Here is a 19,553-nt window from a genome sequence, read left to right as displayed (position 1 = left end):
ACAAGTCCTAAAGACCCTGCTGTATGACGGATTAATCCTTATCGTCTTCCTCAAAGGCTTCCTCTTCCAGATCATCTTCCTCTTCGGATTCCGAATCCTCGTCATCCAATTCGTCATCATCCAGAACAACCTCTTCGTCTACATCGTCCTCGGCATCGTCATCATCCGGGAAGAGATCGTCGTGATCATCATCTTCGTCATCGATGCTGTCGAAATCCTCCTCGGCATCGTCACCGCTGTAAGTCTCCTCTTCATCGGTGAAGTCATCGTCATCATCATCTTCATCATTGATGATCCGCGGACGCTTGGCGTTCGCAATCGGATCTTCGGACTTCTCCAGCGGATACCAGCGCTTTAGTCCCCACAGATTCGTTCCTACACAAGCGAAACGTCCGTCTATATTGATCTCGGTATATAACTGGGCAATCGTTTCGTTAATTTCCTTTTCCGTAAAGCCACGAAGCTTGGCCACCTCATTCATAAGGTCACGGTAATAATACGGCGTATTCGCCGCCTTCAGAACCATAAAAGCCAGGTCAACCATTGGGATTTCCTGAATCTTCTCCGGATCGATCTTTAAATTGAGCGGATTACTCACTAACGCACACTTCCTCTCACACAATCTTCACGTTATACCCTCAACATATCCATTATCAAAACTAAGTAAAACCTATTTGGAAATAAAAATCAAGTTTTTATGCACCATTACCCATCAGATACCAAAAAGGAAAAAGACGGAGACAATTGTCCCCGTCTTCTGACTGTACCCGCCCCAAGGATCGACTCCTTACGGGATTAGATAAGAGAACCTTGATGTTCTCCTCATGTATCTTATGTTAGCCCTGCTGCTTTGACACGGTAAACAGGGCCTATTTCCCGGAAAAAGGGCAACATCCCATTCGGGCACTCTCCCCGGTTCATACAATACTGAAGCAACGGTTCATCGAGAAGGGAGATTGCCACATATGGATTACACCCGGATCATGCAATCACTACTTACAGAGACGAACCCTATGCGGAACGTCCGGGAAATGAACCGGCGGCTCCTTACGTTTCATGACCCTCAGCTGTACCAAGAATGTATCCGAGAATGGAATCGACTTGTCGGGAAAAGGCGTTTTCCGAGTTCAGTCAGCTGTTCGCCGGTTACCCAAACCATCATCGCTCCAGCTCCCCAAACCGCGAAGTTTGAAGCGGAGTTTCAGAATGAACTGATGGTTGAAGAGGATGACCGGGTTCATATCCAAGCCACACAAGGGACAATTGGAACGCTAACCGGAATCCCATGGGGTATCAAGCAAATTAAAGCCCCTCAAGCCTGGTCTATCTCGACAGGACACCGCGTGAAGATTGCCGTTATCGACACGGGGGTGGATTTCGCTCACCCCGATCTGAAGTATTCGCTGACTCGAGGGGTTAACCTCGTCCACCGAAACATACCGCCATATGATGACAATGGGCACGGAACACATATTTCGGGTACCATCGCTGCTGCGAACAGCACACAGGGAATGATTGGCGTTGCTCCAAGATCTGTAGTGTATCCAGTCAAAGCCTTTGATTATAACGGATCCGCCTTTGTGTCGGATATCATTCTGGCCATCGACTGGTGCGTACGAGCCGAGATCGATATCATTAATATGAGTTTCGGTATGCAGACCCGAAGCCGTACGTTGCTGGATATTGTAGGCAAGGCCAACCAAGCAGGCGTCATTATTGTTGCCTCCTCCGGCAATGACGGTAAACGCCGTACCGCGGACTATCCTGCCCGTTATCCTCAAACCATATCTGTCGGAGCTACCGACCGCAACCGGAAAATCCCTTCCTTTAGCAATCGTGGACAATTTGTCGATATTTATGCACCTGGAGATAAAATCGTGTCCGCGTGGCTGCAAGGAAAATACCACGAGATGAGTGGCACCTCCATGGCGACTTCCCACGTCAGCGGAGCGATTGCCCTTCTGCTTGCGCAAAAGCCCGACCTGAAAAAAACGGCTACCCTTAAGGCCCTGCTGCGACGCACCTCCTCTCCCCTAAAGCTCAAAAAAGGACACAGCGCCTCCGATGGAGAGGTAAATGCCTTGAAATTTTTGCGTGAGGGCATGAAATTATAAACTGATTCTTCAACAACTATAAAAGAATGTCCGTTTATAAATTAAAAACAGCCGTCTTTCCTCGGAAAGACGGCTGTTTTCACATATTAAAGCAAAATCCATTACATCCGTTCCGGCGCTGATACGCCCATCAGGCGAAGCACGTTAGCGATGACCGTACGAACAGCTCGAAGCAAAGCCAGGCGAGCCTGCGTTTGATCCGCATCCTCCGTAATCACGCGCTCGGCTCGATAGTAGCTGTGGAACAAGGAAGCCAGCTCATATACATACCGAATGAGTCGGTGCGGAGCATAGTTCTCAGCAGCAAGCGACACTTCCTGCGGGAGCTCTCCTATTTTGCGCAAAATGTCGTACTCATGCTCGGTTGTAAGAACGCTCAGGTTCACTTCGGAAAGCGACAGGAGGTTAACGCCTTGCTCCTCCGCTTGGCGGAATACGCTGCAAATACGTGCGTGAGCATACTGCACATAGAAGACCGGATTCTCATTGGACGTAGACACCGCCAGATCCATATCGAAATCCAGGTGCGAGTCCATGCTGCGCATGGTGAAGAAATAGCGGATTGCGTCCACGCCGACTTCATCCATCAGATCTTCCATCGTGACCGCTTTACCGGTACGCTTGGACATCTTCACTTTCTCGCCATCCTGGAACAGACTGACCATCTGGGCGATCAATACAATCAGTTTGTCTGGATCATTGCCGAGTGCCTCCATAGCAGCCCTCATCCGTGGAATATAACCATGGTGATCGGCTCCCCAAATATTAAGAATCTTGTCATAGCCGCGCTCGTATTTATTACGGTGGTATGCAATATCCGGCGTCAGGTAAGTATAAGTTCCGTCATTCTTCACGAGGACGCGGTCTTTGTCGTCCCCATAGTCAGTTGTACGAAGCCAGGTTGCCCCATCCTTCTCATAAGCTTCGCCCTTCGATTTCAGCTCTTCCAGGGATTTCTCCACGAGTCCATTCTCGTACAGGGATGTCTCACTAAACCATTCGTCAAAATGAACGCGGAATCGATTCAAATCGCGTTTGATTTTATCCAGTTCCTTCTCAAGTCCGAACTGACGAAGGAATGCCGTTCTCTCGCCTGGATCCATGGACAGCAAAGATTCGCCCTTCTCAGCTACAAGCTCTTTGGCAAACCCTTTGATATCTTCGCCGTGGTATCCATCTTCCGGCATTTCGGCATCCTGGCCGAGCTCCTGCAAATAACGGGCTTCGAGGGATTTAATCAGGTTCACCACTTGGTTGCCAGCATCATTGATATAGTATTCGCGCGTAACCTCGTATCCTGCAAAATCAAGCACATTGCAGAGGGCATCGCCTACCGCTGCTCCGCGGGCATGTCCCAGGTGCAGACTTCCGGTGGGATTGGCGCTGACAAACTCCATCTGAACCTTTTGCCCCTCGCCCGTAGCAATCCGTCCGTAGTTGTCACCCTGTTCTTCTACCAATGCAACGATCGGATAGAGGTATCCCTTGTCCAAGGTAAAGTTAATGAATCCGGGTCCGGCTATTTCTGCTTTTTCAATCGAAGCTTTCGCCATGTCCAAATGTTCCAAGATAGACTCCGCAATTTGCCGCGGGTTCTTCTTGGCGATTCGTGTCAACTGCATCGCTACGTTCGTAGCCAGGTCGCCATGCGACTTATCCTTGGGAACTTCCAGCGTTATGCCCGGCAATTCCTCACGGGAAACCAGTCCTGCAGCAACGGCAGCGTCAGCCACCGCTTCTGCAACCAGCCCGTTAATGTGATCTAATGGATTCATTGTCATGATTCATGTGCCTCCTGAATAGTCAAACTAATAGAAAAGTGTCCCGATAACTCGCCCGACACATATAAATCGTACGCCCAAGCCGCTCGTCCGGACACGCCTTCAAGCGCTAGCTCCAGACGCTGCGTGTACGTAGAGAGATTAAATGAAGTGAACGGGGAGCGGTAATACCCCGGCAATCGTTGGCCTAACCGAAACGACTGCTCGGACTCCACCTCGCCGTGACGAATCAATTTCAGCTCGTCCTCCGTCAGCTTAAGCATCGCCCGGGTCTCCCCTTGATGCGGTCCAAGCGCTGGTTCTGTATAGCGAACATACAGGACATTCCCTTTAATAAACGCCTCCGCCGGAAGCTCCTGTATCGTATTCTCCCCTTCGTGAAGGCTTTGAAGACGGATGCTCACTTGTTTTCGGTCGTTCATGTACGTTCCTCTTTTCCTTACCTATTGTATTACTATATCCAGTATAGCCTTGCAATTCAAATGAGGATTTTAGCAAATGTGAAGAAAAAGCCTATCCACGTGCTTACCCGGAAGACCGACCGCATCCTCAATCCCCGTATTTCTCGGCCTATTGCTTGTGCCACTCACTATAACTTAATCCTGTGATTTCCTTGCCAAAATAAGCTGCCTGATCATGGCTCTGCACACTCCATGTTTGAATATAGGGAGTTACGGTCATTCTACGATCAGAATACCAAAATATCACATGCTGTGGGCGTAACTAGACAAGAATATGCCTGATCCGTTACGAATCAGGCATGAGCTATCATATAGGTTACAGCGGGAGCAAGGATACCTTCTCCTGCGTTTCCAGTTTGGCCACCATGTCGTTCCAGGCTTGTGGTTTCTCAGGCAGCACCGAATAGTAACGTTTCAGGAAGTTCACGATCAGCTCTGCAGGCAATTCATTGACAGTATCATCACCCGGCATGAAGCAGAAGTCGAGCCCGCTCACCGCTTCGCCATCATTATTCCAGGATGGGTGAACGTAGGCGATATCCGTGCGTTTGTAGCCAAGATGTGACAGCACCTCGCGGCGAACAAACGGATCCATCGGCTTTACCCCGCCGAATGCATAGTCCTGTACCCGATATGGATCGTAGATTTCGGCAAACATGCCGAACAACGTTTTACCGTTTGCGGCCGCCAGTTGATTCAGATCCTTCAAGCGATGCTGTGCCAGGAATCGGCCAATACCAAGCCCTTCGCGCCCGATAATGGTAAAATCGGTCATCGCTACATTCCAGTCCTCGTAATAGCGGTATTCCGTCGTACCCACCACTTCGTCCTCATGCAGGGCAACAAAGACCCGAATACCCGGATCCTCAAGCGGTTCTTTCCATAGACTGAATTCCAGCACCTCTTCCGGAGGGAACACGTCCTTCATCAGATTGTGCATTTTGCGGAACAAGGGATCGTCGATGCTTGTAATACGGATATATTCCATCAAATAAAAGCCTCCTTATATATGTAATAAAAAAATCCATCTTTATATATGAAGTCCATTCATTATCGTTCAAGCGAAACTTCTTCATCCTCTAAACGGATTCTTCCATTCCATCAGAGCCCCATAATTGCAGGATTCCTCATCCTCCAAATACTCCGCTGCCACCCCGACGGGCGTCCGGCCGCAACGCAGCAGGAAGGTAATCACCGGATCCTTGAGATCTCCTCGGACAACAGCGTCCAGATACTCCGCAGCCGACATTTCATGGGCATGCCGATGATAGCCGGGCATCCGTCCGCCGCCAAGCAGTCGGTCCAGTCCCCGATTCACCGTCACATGATACAGCGACTGAATCAGCCATTTGCCGAGTCCAAGCTTACGGAAGCGCGGCCTGACACAAATGTCGGCAATGTATAACGTATTCCCGTCCGGCTTATGGGTCCGGATATACCCGTTATCCGTGGTCTCCGCCCAGGAGTGCGCAGGCTCCCATGGATCGTAATCCACAATGAGCGAGGTAATCGACCCGGCGAGCATCCCGCCCACTTCAACGCAGAGAGCGCCCTAAGGGAATAAGGTGACGTGCTGATTCAGCTGTTCCTTGTTCCACCACTGCTCCGGCGGATATGGGGGCGGGAACGTCTCGGATTGAATGAAGATCAGCTCGTCAAAATCCGCTTCCGTGTAGCTTCGAATGACAACCGGCACCGGCCGAGCGTCGTCAAATACATAAAACTGTTGATGAAACCGGGCCATTTCCTCTGCACCGCCTTTTTCCTATTTTCCTCACGTGCTGATAAACGGGCTTATTCCCAATCCGGATACAAATCCGTGCGGCGATCGCGCCATGTCGTGACGGATCCCTTCTCGCGCACTTGATACAATAAATCCAGATCAAGATCGGCGGTAATGATCATGTCGTTGTTCAGCTCTCCCTCGGCCAGCAGGCCCTGCGGAGGAAACGGGATATCGTTCGGGGTAATGATGGCCGCCTGTCCGAAGTTGGCACGCATCAGATCCACGGTTGGCAGCGAGCCAACGGTACCGGTCAGCACCACATAGATTTGATTCTCAATGGCGCGGGCATGGCTGGTGTAACGCACGCGGTGGAATCCGTGACGGTCATCCGTACAGGACGGACAGAAAATGACGTCAGCCCCTTTAGCCTTGGCCATGCGCACAATCTCAGGGAATTCGATATCATAGCAGGTCAGCATCGCAATGGTGCCTTTTTCCGTCTCGAACACTTCGAGTTCTTCACCCGCTCCCATATTCCATCCGCTAATCTCCGAAGGCGTGATATGGATCTTGGCCTGCTCCGCAATGCGGCCGTCCGGATAGAACAGATGCGCTACATTGTACAGCTTCCTTTCCCGGCGAATGACGTGCGTCCCGCCAATGATATGCATGTTATATTGCTTCGCAAAGCCTTGAAACAGCTCGCGGTAACGGTCTGTGAAATCCGGAAGATCATTGATCGTCAATGCCTTGCCCTGATCATCCCCGATGGACATCAGTTGGGTTGTGAAAAATTCCGGAAACAGCACAAAATCGACTTCAAATTCCTCCGCCGTCCGGATATAATGCTCCGACTGACGGGCAAAATCGTCAAAAGATTGAATGGTGTGCAGATGATATTGCACGGCAGAAACGCGGAATTTCATGCTTCTCCTCCTTAGGCATGGTTAGATGCTTTCATTATATCGGATTCCGGGCTTCGAGAACATGGGGACATGAAGTTATCATCCCTGGGAAACCATAATCTTGTGAAGCGTGCTTACAACACACTCAAAACGGCTATCATCAAACCCACCTGCGACAAAGAAAGTTCAATTTATGAAAAAATACATGTCATTCATACCCACGCTTAACAATTCTCCTGTATACTGTCGTATGTAAGCCTCTTGTCTACACTATGAATCTCGGCCCTTACAAGCATATATCGCAGCCTATTTATCTTTGGGCTGACTGCTTACAAAATTATAATGTGAGGTGTTCTGTTCACAATGATTACTCGTTCGATGGATTGGCTTCAGCAACATGACCACCTTATCTTCCGCTGGTTAAACCGCAAGATCAGCAACAAAACGGTGGATTCGATGCTCGCGCTGGTCACCCATATGGGGGGTGCTATCTTTACCATTGTGCTGACACTTTCGATAGCGTTTTTTGCACCTGAGCCATGGAATACGATGGGGTGGCAGAGTTTTATTGCACTTTCCCTCAGCTTCCTGATTACGGCCCTCATCAAAAGGAAGATGCGGCGCATCCGGCCCTATCTGGCACTTGAAAAGGTACGGTTCGAAAAAAAACCGATGAAGGACCATTCGTTTCCTTCCGGACACTCGACGGCCATCTTTTCCATTATCACGCCGTTTCTGTTTATAACGCCCTGGCTGTCATTGCTCTTGATCCTACTGGCCCTTACGGTCAGCCTGTCACGCATTTATCTTGGCTTTCACTATCCTTCGGATTGTTTGGCAGGCTGTTTCGTCGGAACCACCTCGGCACTGCTTATCGTGCTCAGTTAAAAAACAGGTATCCCCACATGGCTTTACGGCTTTGGATGGGATGCCTGTTTTTTTGTTCCTCCCCGCACTTGTAAATTTTCCGAAAAAAGATTGAACCATTCGGGCTGGTAAATCGTACTAACTAAGTACATTCATAATAAGGAGGTATTTATTCATTGAAGAAAAGACTATCACGGATGCTCGTAACCCTTCTCGCAGTCACACTGGTTCTTCCTGCTGGGGTAATGGCAGCAGATAACAGCCAAGTTGCCGCGGGAGGAGGCCTTCAGAAAACCGCCGCAGAGAAAGCCAAGCTGCTCACCGAGACTTATGGTACGACAAGCGTTCAATATGCCCTTATCGACAACGGAGTGATTACCGTGTCCGGTCAAGCGGGCGTCAATGATATCGAAGGAAAGAAACCGCTGACCAAGGATACGATGTATGGCATCGGCTCCACGAGTAAAGTGTTCACCGCCGCTGCGGTCATGAAATTGGTGGATGAGGGGAAAATCAACCTGGATACGCCTCTGGTTCAGTACATACCCGAATTCACGATGAAAGACGAACGCTACAAAAAAATTACGCCGCGCATGCTGATCAACCATTCCTCCGGACTGCAGGGTTCCAGCCTGAACAATGCATTTTTGTTCGAAGATAATGACCCTCATGCACATGACACGCTGCTCAAGCAGCTGTCCACCCAAAATCTGAAAGCAGACCCGGGTGCGTTCTCCGTTTATTGTAATGATGGATTCACGCTGGCCGAGATACTGGTAGAGAAAGTGAGCGGCAAGGAGTTTACCGCATTCATTCATCAATATTTTACCGAGCCGTTAGATTTGGACCACACGAAGACATCCCAAGATACGTTGGAGTTAAGCCAAATGGCAGGTCTGTATTATCCTACTCACCAAGGGCAACTTCCTAACGAGACGGTCAATGTGATCGGAACCGGCGGCATCTATTCTACGGCTGAAGACTTGGTGCAGTTCGCGCAGATCTTCACCGGGGAAGCCGAAGGCATTCTTTCCGACAAATCCGTCAAAGCCATGGAGCAGGAAGAATATAAAAAGGGTCTGTGGCCCGAAGATGCTGATAACTCGTTCGATTACGGGCTTGGCTGGGACAGTGTGAGACTATTCCCGTTCAATCAATATGACATGAAAGCCGTAACCAAAGGTGGTGACACCATCCTGTATCACGCTTCGCTCGTCGTTCTTCCGGAGCAGAATATGGCTGCCGCTGTATTATCTTCCGGTGGTTCCAGCTCAACCAACCAATTGTTGGCTAATGAGATTTTGCTGCATGCTCTTAAGGAGAAAGGCACGATCAAGGAACTCAAGCCGGAAAAATCCTTCGGCAAACCGGTAAAGGCTGATATGCCAAGCGACATCACCAAATATGCCGGTTATTATGGCGTGACGAATCAGCAAATGAAAGTCGACCTCAAGGACGGCGAACTGTCCATTACCGTTCCCATGATTCCGGATTATCCTGCGGAGAAATATGTATACACCGCGGATGGAACATTTGTCAGCGCGGATGGCAGCACGAAGGTCAGCTTTGTCAAAGAAAAGAATGACCGCATCTACCTATGGGTAAGACAATATATTTCGATCCCTGGACTTGGACAAATGGCTTTATCGCATTATTCCGCCGAGAAACTGGAAGCAAACCCCTTGTCCAAGGAGACCGCTGCCGCTTGGGCCAAGCGCGAAGGTGAAACGTTCTATCCATTGAACGAGAAATTCACATCGCTGATGTACTTCATCACGAAACCAACGGTAGAGATTAACAGCAAGAGCGGTCTGGAAGGCTATATGATCGACAAAAAGATCATCGACTCGGACACCGCGGTAAGCCAGCATCAGATTCCGGCTATGGGTGGCCGGGATACGTCCGAATTCCGCTTCTATAAGGAAAAAGGCGTAGAGTATCTCGAAGGGGCAGGAGCCCTGTTTGTGAGTGGTAAGGACGTTAAGCCGCTTTATAAAGGAAAAAAATCAACCGTCACCCTGCAAGCCGATGGCTATGCCAAATGGTACACCGTCCCTAAACAAGCTGCAGGCAAAACCATGACCGTCACCCTGCCAGCACAAGGCGCATTCGCCGTGTATGACGAAAAAGGTGCCGTTGTGAACTACAGCATCGTCAGCGGCAGTAATGAAGTGAAGCTCCCAGCCAATGGAGCTGTCGTATTTGCCGGTGCCCCAAGCTCCGCATTCGGTATCACCCTGAAATAACACGAAAGCAAGCAACCCGATTAGCCGCTAGGCTTAAGTAGGGTTGCTTGCTTTTTTTACTGCCAAGGGACGTTGTGAGGCGCGGCAGCCTGTCCGCTATCATTCAGTAAAGACCGCGAGATTCTCAAGCGTAGAATTCAAGCCCTCTTCGTGATCTTCCTGACGTATGCCCTCAGGAACGTCCTCGCAAACAATCGTCACATCCGTGCCTTCCGCAAGTGCTGTCAACGTCCATGTCATGGTCATCAGGCCCCCGTAAGCGGGGTCTTCCGACTCGAATTCAAAACACTGCACGATTTTCTTGTTTGGCACCAACGCCAGGAATCTACCTTGGACGATATCCGTACCTTCCGATGATTTACCGAGGTTGACTTGGTCTGTTCCATTATAGGTGAGTACCATTCGATAAGTCCCGCCTTCACAGGCATCAAAGGTGTCGATCTGACCTGACATCCCCTCTGGCGGAAGCCACGATACCCAAGCCTTGGGGTCAGTAAATGCCTGATATATGGTTTGTGGCGATGCCTTAATCATTCTCGAAGCAGAGTCAATTCTCTTCTTAATGGACGAATCCCCCATTTATGTTAACCTCCTTATTGGCGTCATAATACCCTTCAAAAAGATTTCATCCAAATCCGGGTCAAGCTTCCTCTTAAGTTTATAACATATGACCACCCATAATTTCTTCTCAATTGCTCAGTTGAAAAAGCAAGCCGACCCCGATAGCCGTAGGCTTAGGTAGGGAAGGCTTGCTTTTTCTTCATCAGCCGAGGGGCGAATAGCCTCGGCTGCTCATGCACGCAATGCAGGCCCTCGAGCGACCCGCCAGGGAAGCCGCCGAGAGGGCCGCGACCACGCGAAAAAGCAAGCCGACCCCGATAGCCGTAGGCTTAGATAGGGAAGGCTTGCTTTTTCTTCATCAGCCGAGGGGCGAATAGCCTCGGCTGCTCATCCACGCAGTGCAGGCCCTCGAGCGACCCGCCAGGGAAGCTGCCGAGGGGGCCGCGACCACGCGAAAAAGCAAGCCGACCCCGATAGCCGTAGGCTTAGATAGGGAAGGCTTGCTTTTTCTTCATCAGCCGAGGAGCGAAGCCTCGGCTGAAATATGGACGGCTATAAAGGCCACGAGGACGTCCCCGCAGGGGAGGACCGAGCGGTGGCCGGGCACAAGCACAAGCCCCACTCAGATCCTCGTACCAACTCCGAACACCAAAGTTCTGGGTGTCCAGAGGGCAGCGCCCTTGGGGCCCTCCCTGGCAGGGAGGGTTTGGGTGGGTGGACTACTTAACGAATCCCAACAACATCTCACGAATCAGCTTCGCAGCCACGATCTGGGTCTGCTCCGAAGGATCATAGATCGGCGCCACTTCCACGAGATCGCAGCCGACCACGTTCACGTCGGAGCCCGCAATGAGGTGCACGGCTTCCAGCAGCTCCTTCGATGTGATGCCGCCTGCTTCTGCAGTACCGGTGCCCGGTGCGGCAGATGGGTCAAGCACATCGATGTCGATGGTCACGTAGACCGGACGGTTGCCCATGGAAGGCAAGGCTTCTTTAAGAGGCGCCGCCACTTCAAACGGATAAAAATTAATGTTCTCGCGTCCATACTGGAACTCCTCGCGGGAGCCGGAACGGATGCCGAACTGATAAATATTCTTGCCGCCCATAATGCCCGCTGCCTTGCGGACCGGTGTGGAGTGGGACAACGGCTCTCCCTCATAATGCTCGCGCAGGTCAGCATGGGCATCGATATGGATCAGAATAAGATCCGGATACTTCTCATACACCTTCTGAATGATCGGCCAGGATACGAGGTGCTCGCCGCCAAGTCCGATCGGGAATTTCCCGTCATCCAGCAGTTTGCCTACATAATCGCCAATCACTTCGAGACTGCGGCCCGCATTGCCGAAAGGCAGCATGAGGTCGCCTGCATCGAAATACGTCATGTCTTCAATGCTTTTGTCTAAGTATGGGCTGTACTCCTCCAAGCCTACGGAAGCCTGGCGAATACGAGCTGGGCCAAAACGGGAGCCAGGACGGTAGCTAACCGTGAAATCCATCGGCATACCGTAAATGACAGCCTTTGACCCCTCATAATCCTCGGAACTCAAAATAAACACGTTGCCGGAGTAACCTTGATCCAATTTCATCAGTTTATCGCTCCTCCTTATTTCACCAGATCTTCAACAAATTTAGGCAGCACGAATGCGGCTTTGTGCAGGCGAGGCGAATAGTATTTCGTATCCATCTCATCAATCGTGGACTCGTCCACTTCAAGCGGATCATACGTTTTGCTGCCCATGGTGAAGGTCCACAGACCGCTTGGGTAGGTTGGAATGTTCGCTCCATACACTCGGACGATCGGGAAGATTTCCTTCACGTCTTTGTTGACCTGCTGAATCAGGTCCGCTTTAAACCACGGGTTGTCCGTTTGCGCCACGAAAATACCGTCTTCCTTCAGCGCTTCGTAGATCCCTTGGTAGAATCCGCGCTCAAACAATGGAGCGGCCGGGCCCACAGGCTCGGTGGAGTCTACCATAATGACGTCGTATTCGTTTTTATTCTCTATGATGTGCATATATCCATCGTTAACCAGTACTTCGACCTTCGGATCATCCAGCTTGCCGGCGATCTCAGGCAAATACTGCTTCGAATATTCAATAACTTTTCCATCAATTTCAACGAGTACTGCTTTCTCTACGCCCGGATGCTTGATCACTTCGCGAATGACGCCACCGTCTCCTCCGCCGACAACAAGAACCTTCTTCGGATTTGGATGCGTGTTCAGCGCGGGGTGAGCGACCATCTCATGATAGACGAATTCATCCTTAATTGTAGTCATAACCATACCGTCCAGAACGAGCATGCGCCCGAATTCCTCAGTATCGATCATGTCCAGTTGTTGAAACTCCGTCTTCTCATGTACAAAAGTCTCCCGGATTTTAGCCGTGATGCCAAAAGTCGGGGTTTGCTTCTCTGTGTACCATAATTCCATCGTCGTCACTACCTTCTTTCCGCTAGAATAATGTTCAGCCGTCCAGATCCAAGCCGCAAAACTTTATTCGGGGCAGATGCCTTTAGCTTACAGTTTCACACTTTTCCTATTGTACCAAACAAATTAGATTATATTAAATCAAGCCCAAATTGCAACCAAAACTTCCGGCACAAACGAATGGAAGCAGAAACATCATCGCTTTCGATGAATATCCTGCCCTCAGCAGCCCCATACTATATAGAAAAAGAAGGCAACCAAGGGGAATTTGAGCATATCTCCATTTTTGGCAGCGCAAAAGCCTCGACTCTACAAAAAGGACTGGAAGGAGAACCACTGATGCCGGGACAAAAAAAATCACCCAAGCGCAAACGTCGTTTCGTCCGGCTTGCTACATTTCTGTTCGTACTCCTTGGCATTTCGATCATCGCCGGCGGCATTCTGCTCGCCTATTTATTTATAACGCCACTGCCCGTCGCGGAAACATCCCGCTATTCCCGTCTGCTTGACAGCCAAGGAGATTTAATCGCCACTTTCTCGACCACTGGGCATACATCCGAGCAAGTGAGCTTGAACGATATATCTCCTCATTTGATCCAGGCTACCTTGTCGGTGGAGGACCGGAAATTTTATGATCATCCAGGGTTTGATATGAAGGGCATGGCCCGAGCCGTATTGGTCAACCTGCAGCATATGGATCGCAAACAGGGCGCCAGCACATTAACCCAGCAGCTTGCACGAAACTTATACCTATCTCATGAAAAAACATGGACTCGCAAACTCAAGGAGGCCAAATTCACCGCCCAGCTTGAGATGAAATATACGAAAGATCAAATACTTGAAATGTACCTCAACGAAATTTATTACGGCCACGGGGCTTACGGTATCGAATCGGCGTCCCTGCTCTACTTCGGCAAACCGGCAAAAAAACTGACTTTGGCCGAAAGCGCGATGCTGGCCGGCATTCCAAAGGGTCCGACGTATTACTCGCCCTACAATCATATGGACAACGCGCTCAAAAGACAGCAGATTGTCCTCAATGCCATGGCGGAGACTGGATTCATTACCGAGACCGAGGCCGATAAAGCCGCCTCGGCCAAGCTCGCCCTGCTTCCTCAGGACCGTCAGGAGAATAAAGTGATTGCCTCCTATTTCCGGGATTATGTCCGGAGCCTCGTCACCAAACAGCTGAACATTACGGATCAGCAGCTCGAACAGGGCGGCCTCAACATCTATACGACCCTGGACCCGCGGGCCCAAAAGGCAGCAGAAGAGGCTGTATCCGAAGGTATGGACAACAAGAGCGAGCTGGAAACGGCGCTCGTGTCCGTCGACCCGCGTAACGGGCACATCAAAGCCATGGTTGGCGGTAAGAACTACCGGGAGAATCAGTACAACCACGCGTTGGCCAAAACAAGGCAGCCCGGGTCGTCATTTAAGCCGATTATGTACTTAACAGCCATTGCATCAAAGGAAATGACGAGCACCAGCGTGTTCAACAGCCAGCCCACTCTGTTTCATTACGATAACAACCGCAAAACGTATCAGCCCAGCAACTTCGGCGATAAATATTTAGGGGAAATTCCTATGCGGGAAGCCATCGCCGCTTCGGATAATATTTATGCCGTGAATACCATCATGAAGATAGGCCCGGATAAAGTAGCCGACATGGCGAAAAAGATGGGCATCACAAGTCCGCTTGCGCCTGTCCCCTCGCTGGCCCTGGGAACCTCACCCGTCAGCCCGCTGGAGATGGCCTCCGCTTATGCTGTTATGGCTAACAACGGCAAACGGGTATCACCTGTCGCCGTACTGAACATCACCGATGCCGCTGGCCGCAGCTTGTATACAGCGCCGGAAGAGTCGGGTGAACAAGTGGTTGAACCTGCTGCAGCTTACGTGATGACTCGCATGATGGAGGGGGTATTCGAGACAGGTGGCACGGGCAACCGCGTCTCTACCTTAATGAAACGGCCGGTTGCCGGGAAGACGGGCACCACCGACTCCGACGCTTGGCTTGTGGGCTATACACCGGAGCTGGCAACGGCGGTTTGGGTTGGATATGATAAAGGGCGGGAAATCAGTAAAGTCGACGGGCGGCGGGCAGCGCCGATTTTCGCCCAGTATACGGAGAAAGCGCTGGAGAATGTACCGCCCAAGATTTTTCCGATCCCGGATGAAGTCATCAGCGCTTATGTGGATCCCAAGACCGGGAAGCTCGCAGGCACCGACTGTCCTGGCAAAATTCTGGAGGTCTTCGTTAAGGGTACGGAGCCTACCGAATATTGTGATGAACACGGAAACGGAGAGCCTGCGAAGAAGGCGGACCCTGCAGATGCGGCCGAGAAACAGGAAGAACGTTCCTGGTGGAAAGATTTCAAACGATGGTGGGTTGAGTAACTCGGATCGCGAACCGTCACATCAAAAAAACAGCAAGCTCCTATTACGGGACTTCCCCGCAAGAGGACCTGCTGTTTTTCTCTTTTTCACGATAGGTTATGTAGATGGCTTCATTATAAAACGGTTATATATTCGATCATGGAACTACCCAGAATCACGATCACGAGCATCAGTGCAACATAAACCAGTAGGATCGCATACAACGGATCCAGGCCACCGCCAACCATTCTTCTCTTGTAGCTGGTCATGACGAATAACGGCACGGTCATCACGGTGCTGATGAACGAGAGAAGGATGATAACCTTGGATATATCACCATTCAGGAACAGGAACAGAAAACTAACCACATACAATACGAGGAATATGGGCAGCAAAGCCCCGAATCTTGCCATCACTTCTTTTAGCTTAGCAGTCGGGTTGAAGGACAGCTTGACCGCAGCGAAGGTAAAGGCGTTCAACAAGAATAAGAAAATCGCAGTCCAAATGATAGGCTTTAGGACAAGATCTGCAAATGCCCCCTCAGGCAGCCCTTGCAGTTCATGATGAAGCGCTGCATACAGCGCGAGTGGAAAAAGAACAACATAGAGCACCATGGACACGATCGCATTGAAGAACTGACCGCTCTCCGTTCCGGCAGCTGCGCCAAAGGGATGTCTGAGTCCCTTCAGAAAATAATCCCCGTAGAGCTGCCCGTACAATTTTAAGCTGGTCCAATAAGGATTAGGTTCCTCTTCTTCTTCGGCATGCTGCCGGCCTGCCGCTCGGAACGGAATATCCGGCGGGGTATACACCGGCAGAGCAGATTCGATCTGGCGTGCATGAGGTATCTCCCCTTTACTGCTGGCACTTCGTCTATTCACACTATAGACCTCCGACGTTGCTGCTTGCTCTTTCATGGCGGCAAATACGGGTGAATCCTCGATAATCAGCCTTGCCCCGCATTTCTTGCAATACTTCCCATCTCCCGTTTCATATCGACATATTGGACAAGTCATACTATGGCCTCCCCTATTATACACATCCGCAAATCGAAGGATAGGTATTAGATAATGTACACATTCGAATCGAAACGTTTGGCCCGTGCAAAGATGTTATGCAGCGCATGAGGTGTCCTGGACCCAGGTATGCTTCTTATGCGAATTTACATCTTTTTGCTAATAGTATAAGTTGGCGTGATATGAAATGGAAGGATTTTCTGAGGAGCGACGTTGCACCTAACCGTTGGTATTGGTTAATACTATAGGACTTGTCGATTCATTCTTGGACTGTGAAATGCTTGTGAACAATCAAATATCCGTTTGAATATTGTGTGTAAATCGGGTATATTATGACTAACAATCAAATCAACGTTTGAATATAAAGAATAAAGAGCACTTATTGCTCCTAATCCAAGGAGGTTGTTCCTATGAATGCCCGGACGATGAACGAAGAAGTCTCCCTTGAGCTGTGCGAAACGGAATGTCCTTCAACCGAAAGGGTTGCTTTGTTAAAAGAAACGATCTCCGATGATGATATGATCGGCATGGCAGAAATCTTCAAGGCTTTGGCCGATCCGACGCGGGTCAAGGTAGCCTATATGCTGGACCGTGGCGGCGAGCTATGTGTTTGTGATGTAGCCGAAGTACTCGGAAGTTCAACGGCAACAGCCTCCCATCATCTGCGTACGCTGAAGAACAAAGATATCGCCAAATCGCGGAAAGCCGGAAAGAATGTATACTATTCGCTCAAAGATGACCATATCCGGACACTGCTTCACATGACGCTGGAGCACCAGAAGGAGAAGATGTAGATGAGCACAGACAACCATCAACGTTCCAAATCATCTCCGGAGGCAAGCGGAGAACTTATTGAATACCGGGTACAGGGCCTCTCATGCCCTAACTGTACACGCGAAATGCAGGAAGAGATCCAGAAGCTGGATCATGGAAACAATGCCCGACTTAGTTACAACAGCGGGAAATTGACCCTCTCTCCCCATGTGAATCTAAGCCGGGTAGAGACCATTCTGAAAAGTGACGGTGCGCGCATCGTTCATGCTCCGCAGACAGCCTTATCGGCCGCCGGCGCTGAAGCACAGCCTGCCCATTCATCGCATTCTCACGGATCGGCACAAGGTCATGATCACGAACATAGCCATGGTCATGCTCATGAACACAGTCATGGCGGCGAAGGGAACATGAAATGGCTGCTGTCGATCTCCGCTGTTTTCTATCTCTTAACCTTTCTATTAGAAGGAAAAGTCCCTGAACCGATTGTGATCGCATTATATGCAGGGGCTATGATTTTGAGCGGATATACGACATTTTTGCGCGGACTGCGCAATCTGACCCGCTTCAAATTCAATATGGATACTCTGATGACCGTTGCGCTCGTGGGCGCCGTCATCATCGGGGAATGGCGGGAAGCCACGCTGGTTGCCATTCTATTTGGTCTTAACGAGCTGCTGGAAGGTTACGGCATGAATCGGGCCCGACAATCGATGGAAGCCCTGCTGGCTGCTGCACCGAAAGAAGCCGATCTATGGAAAGATGGTCAAACCCAGCGCGTACCGATCGAGAGTCTCTCTCCCGGAGACGTTGTCCGGGTAAGACCCGGGGAGAAGATTCCTTCGGATGGGGCCATAACCCAAGGAACCGGGGCGGTGAACGAAGCCGCCATTACCGGGGAATCGGTACCTGTTACGAAACGGGAGGGCGATGCTGTATTTGGCGGCAGTGTAAGTACCGATGGCGTTCTCTATATCGTCATATCGAAGGCCTATGAGGATTCCTCCCTGGCCAAGATCATGCATCTTGTACAGGAAGCACAGGACAGCAAGACGCCGACAGAGCTCTTCATCGATAAGTTTGCTAAATACTATACTCCGGCGATTATGATCATCGCGCTGGCGGTTACGCTAATTCCTCCACTGCTGCTGAATCAGCCCTGGATGACCTGGATCTATCAGGGGCTGTCCATCCTCATTGTCGGGTGCCCTTGCTCGCTCGTGCTTTCTTCTCCGATTGCACTGGTCAGCGGGATGACCCGCGCGGCACGCAACGGGATTCTGATCAAAGGCGGGGTCCATCTGGAGCAGCTTGGCCGGCTGGAAGCCATCGCTTTTGACAAGACGGGAACCTTGACCAAAGGCGAGCCTGCCGTCTATGCGGAGACGGTATATGATGAAACCAAATTTTATGCCGTTGTAGGTGCACTGGAGCAATCTTCTCTTCATCCGTTGGCTAAAGCGGTCATGAAGCATCTGGAGATCAAGAATCCGCAGTGCATGTTTAATGAACCTCAACAGATAACGGTATTGCCAGGTGAAGGCATTCGAGCTGAAATTGGTGGGAAACTGTTCTGGATCGGAAGCGAGGAAGTGTTGAAGCATGTGAACGGCCCGCAAGATCATATCAGCGCCGTAGAGGAAGACATTCGGCGTATGAAGGCCCAAGGCTATACGATCGTTGCCGCCGTAAGCGAGGATCGCGTATTAGGTCAGTTCGGCCTTGCCGACGAGATCAGACCGGAGACCGAAGCCGTTGTCCGCAAGCTCCATGAGGCCGGTATCACGGATACGGTCATGCTGACAGGCGACCACGAGCAGTCCGCACAGGCGATCGCGAAGCAATCCGGTGTATCTCGGGTATTCGCAAGCCTCCTGCCGGAACAGAAGGTTGCCAAGATTAAGGAGCTCTCTTCCCGCAAAAAAACCGGCATGGTTGGTGATGGTATTAACGATGCCCCTGCATTGGCCGCTGCCGATCTGGGTATCGCGATGGGGAAAGGGACTGACAGTGCCATCGAAACGGCCGACGTCGTATTAATGCAGGATCACCTTGGCAAGCTGCCGGGGGCCATCCAAACCGCAAGACGGGTCAATCAGATTATTAAGTGGAATATCGGGCTCTCCTTGTCGCTGAAGGCCATTGCTTTACTGCTTACGATCCCGGGATGGCTGACCCTGTGGATCGCCATCATTTCGGACATGGGGGCAACCATTATCGTTACCTTGTTGGGTCTCACCATTCTGCTTGGCAAGGATCAGGAGCTGAAATCAGGATATTGATATCACCGGAGCT

Annotated in this window: 15 protein-coding genes and 1 pseudogene; 6 read left to right on the top strand and 10 right to left on the bottom strand. The window is 50.6% G+C overall.

Going from position 1 to position 19,553, the window contains the following annotated elements; all coding sequences use genetic code 11:
* Window positions 1–31: 31 nt before the first annotated feature.
* The gene (rpoE, locus tag MHH48_RS00595) at window positions 32–598 is read right to left on the bottom strand and encodes a DNA-directed RNA polymerase subunit delta (protein WP_076326390.1); all 567 of its coding nucleotides are present in this window, start codon (window positions 596–598) and stop codon (window positions 32–34) included.
* Between the two features lie 367 nt (window positions 599–965).
* Here rpoE and MHH48_RS00590 point away from each other — a divergent pair, with 367 nt between their 5' ends.
* Entirely contained in the window at window positions 966–2,114 is a 1,149-nt protein-coding gene (locus MHH48_RS00590; protein ID WP_076326389.1) for a S8 family peptidase, read from the top strand.
* Between the two features lie 101 nt (window positions 2,115–2,215).
* Here the strand turns inward: MHH48_RS00590 and argS are convergent, their stop codons facing one another.
* The 5 genes and pseudogenes from argS to MHH48_RS00565 form a co-directional block, all read right to left on the bottom strand.
* The gene (argS, locus tag MHH48_RS00585; RefSeq protein WP_076326388.1) at window positions 2,216–3,895 is read right to left on the bottom strand and encodes an arginine--tRNA ligase; all 1,680 of its coding nucleotides are present in this window, start codon (window positions 3,893–3,895) and stop codon (window positions 2,216–2,218) included.
* Window positions 3,892–4,317 carry a DUF1934 domain-containing protein gene (locus tag MHH48_RS00580; protein WP_076326387.1) on the bottom strand — a complete coding sequence of 142 codons (426 nt, stop codon included), beginning with the start codon at window positions 4,315–4,317 and terminating at the stop codon, window positions 3,892–3,894. The genes argS and MHH48_RS00580 overlap by 4 nt, the downstream gene beginning before the upstream one ends.
* 355 nt (window positions 4,318–4,672) lie before the next feature.
* Window positions 4,673–5,344, bottom strand: a complete 672-nt coding sequence (locus MHH48_RS00575; RefSeq protein WP_076326386.1) for a GNAT family N-acetyltransferase — start codon at window positions 5,342–5,344, stop codon at window positions 4,673–4,675.
* Between the two features lie 84 nt (window positions 5,345–5,428).
* Window positions 5,429–6,100 (bottom strand): annotated as a pseudogene (locus MHH48_RS00570) (GNAT family N-acetyltransferase).
* Window positions 6,101–6,150: 50 nt separating this feature from the next.
* Complete coding sequence (locus tag MHH48_RS00565) at window positions 6,151–7,008, bottom strand: carbon-nitrogen hydrolase family protein (protein WP_076326385.1); 858 nt, start codon at window positions 7,006–7,008, stop codon at window positions 6,151–6,153.
* 342 nt (window positions 7,009–7,350) lie between these two features.
* Here MHH48_RS00565 and MHH48_RS00560 point away from each other — a divergent pair, with 342 nt between their 5' ends.
* Window positions 7,351–7,875 carry a phosphatase PAP2 family protein gene (locus tag MHH48_RS00560; RefSeq protein WP_071221142.1) on the top strand — a complete coding sequence of 175 codons (525 nt, stop codon included), beginning with the start codon at window positions 7,351–7,353 and terminating at the stop codon, window positions 7,873–7,875.
* 155 nt (window positions 7,876–8,030) lie between these two features.
* Window positions 8,031–10,100 carry a serine hydrolase domain-containing protein gene (locus MHH48_RS00555; protein ID WP_076326384.1) on the top strand — a complete coding sequence of 690 codons (2,070 nt, stop codon included), beginning with the start codon at window positions 8,031–8,033 and terminating at the stop codon, window positions 10,098–10,100.
* A gap of 99 nt (window positions 10,101–10,199) precedes the next feature.
* On the opposite strand, the gene MHH48_RS00550 is transcribed toward MHH48_RS00555, so the two are convergent.
* The 3 genes from MHH48_RS00550 to speE all read right to left on the bottom strand — a co-directional run bounded on the left by MHH48_RS00550 (window position 10,200) and on the right by speE (window position 13,095).
* The gene (locus tag MHH48_RS00550; protein WP_076326383.1) at window positions 10,200–10,679 is read right to left on the bottom strand and encodes an SRPBCC family protein; all 480 of its coding nucleotides are present in this window, start codon (window positions 10,677–10,679) and stop codon (window positions 10,200–10,202) included.
* A 701-nt stretch (window positions 10,680–11,380) separates the two neighbouring features.
* The gene (speB, locus tag MHH48_RS00545) at window positions 11,381–12,250 is read right to left on the bottom strand and encodes an agmatinase (RefSeq protein ID WP_076326381.1); all 870 of its coding nucleotides are present in this window, start codon (window positions 12,248–12,250) and stop codon (window positions 11,381–11,383) included.
* 17 nt (window positions 12,251–12,267) lie between these two features.
* Window positions 12,268–13,095 carry a polyamine aminopropyltransferase gene (speE, locus tag MHH48_RS00540; protein WP_076326380.1) on the bottom strand — a complete coding sequence of 276 codons (828 nt, stop codon included), beginning with the start codon at window positions 13,093–13,095 and terminating at the stop codon, window positions 12,268–12,270.
* A gap of 336 nt (window positions 13,096–13,431) precedes the next feature.
* On the opposite strand from speE, the gene MHH48_RS00535 reads away from it, so the two are divergent.
* Window positions 13,432–15,492, top strand: coding sequence for a PBP1A family penicillin-binding protein (locus MHH48_RS00535; RefSeq protein WP_076326399.1), 2,061 nt, complete (start codon window positions 13,432–13,434; stop codon window positions 15,490–15,492).
* 113 nt (window positions 15,493–15,605) lie between these two features.
* On the opposite strand, the gene MHH48_RS00530 is transcribed toward MHH48_RS00535, so the two are convergent.
* Window positions 15,606–16,487, bottom strand: a complete 882-nt coding sequence (locus tag MHH48_RS00530) for a hypothetical protein (protein ID WP_076326379.1) — start codon at window positions 16,485–16,487, stop codon at window positions 15,606–15,608.
* 410 nt (window positions 16,488–16,897) lie between these two features.
* Here MHH48_RS00530 and MHH48_RS00525 point away from each other — a divergent pair, with 410 nt between their 5' ends.
* Both MHH48_RS00525 and MHH48_RS00520 read left to right on the top strand, forming a co-directional pair.
* A complete protein-coding gene (locus MHH48_RS00525; RefSeq protein WP_076326378.1) occupies window positions 16,898–17,281 on the top strand; it encodes a metalloregulator ArsR/SmtB family transcription factor in 384 nt (127 codons plus the stop codon).
* Complete coding sequence (locus MHH48_RS00520; RefSeq protein WP_076326377.1) at window positions 17,282–19,540, top strand: heavy metal translocating P-type ATPase; 2,259 nt, start codon at window positions 17,282–17,284, stop codon at window positions 19,538–19,540.
* Window positions 19,541–19,553 lie beyond the last annotated feature (13 nt).

The organism is Paenibacillus sp. FSL F4-0100 (assembly GCF_037993005.1).
Lineage (GTDB): Bacteria > Bacillota > Bacilli > Paenibacillales > Paenibacillaceae > Paenibacillus_AQ.
The sequence above is the reverse complement of the archived record's forward strand: the minus strand, read 5'-3'. Positions and strand labels throughout refer to the sequence as shown.